The sequence below is a fragment of the Streptococcus sp. GMD1S genome, assembly GCF_000296875.1.
Classification (GTDB): domain Bacteria; phylum Bacillota; class Bacilli; order Lactobacillales; family Streptococcaceae; genus Streptococcus.
The window spans coordinates 1-914 of the sequence record NZ_AJQY01000197.1 but is presented as its reverse complement, the minus strand read 5'-3'; the positions used below and the strand labels follow the sequence as shown (position 1 = coordinate 914).

Annotated in this window: 2 protein-coding genes and 2 pseudogenes; all 4 read right to left on the bottom strand. The window is 39.4% G+C overall.

Annotated features, from left to right (window positions below; all coding sequences use genetic code 11):
• A pseudogene (gene obgE, locus GMD1S_RS08250) lies at window positions 1–209 on the bottom strand (GTPase ObgE); the annotation flags it as partial.
• 71 nt (window positions 210–280) lie between these two features.
• Window positions 281–415, bottom strand: coding sequence for a DUF4044 domain-containing protein (locus GMD1S_RS08245; RefSeq protein WP_000863851.1), 135 nt, complete (start codon window positions 413–415; stop codon window positions 281–283).
• A gap of 29 nt (window positions 416–444) precedes the next feature.
• A complete protein-coding gene (locus tag GMD1S_RS08240; RefSeq protein ID WP_000735788.1) occupies window positions 445–633 on the bottom strand; it encodes a PspC domain-containing protein in 189 nt (62 codons plus the stop codon).
• 20 nt (window positions 634–653) lie between these two features.
• Window positions 654–914 (bottom strand): annotated as a pseudogene (locus GMD1S_RS12360) (glycosyltransferase family 4 protein); the annotation flags it as partial.

Below are 914 nucleotides of genomic sequence, written 5' to 3'. Positions count from 1 at the left end.
GAATCAGCCTTGAAATGACGGTTATAGCGGAAATCCATCAAGGTACGTAAGCCTTCGTCTACCACGAAAACAACGTTTCCTCCACGTCCACCATCACCACCCCAAGGACCGCCATTAGGGACATATTTTTCACGGCGAAAGGCAACCATGCCATCGCCACCATTACCAGCCTTGACCTTAATCTTGGCTGTATCTAAAAACATACTCATATTTTCTTCTCACTTTAAAAAGGCTGGGGAGAACCCAGTCATTAGTTATTGTTTCTATCCTCATAGCTTGCTTAGAATCTACTGAAAGCTCCAAGCGCAGTTGCAAAGATACCAGCAAGGGTTACAAACAACATGATGAGCACGACAACAAGCGTCACCTTTTCAAACAATGTTTTTTTGCGTTTTCCGTTATCTCCAAAAGCCATAACTTCTCCTTTTTCTATATAATTCTAATTTAATACTCTGATGAAACTGGTGCAATCAACCATAAAATGATATAAGCAAGGACTCCTGTCCCATAACAAAATGCAAGAACAGCCCAAATGACACGAACAATTGTTGGATCAATATCAAAATAATGAGCAACTCCTGCGCATACTCCACCAATTTTTTGATCTTTTCCGCTTCTCATTAATTTTTTCATTTTTTCTTCCTCTTATTCTATTATTTGAATTCGTCTCTCCAATAATCTCTGATGCTAGACAATTGTTTTCGAGACGCTCTTAAAATACGCTTGGATTCTTTTACTGGGCTTGTAACAGCCTGTTGAGGTAGATAGAGAATCGTTTTTAAAAAGCGCTGAGTGACAGGCTGTCCATCATGTAGCTCATGTTCAAAGTTATTTGAGATAATGGCATCAAGGTAAAACTCATGAACTCGTTTCCCAAAATTTTCAGCCGAAATCTCGTACAACTTATCCGCCAA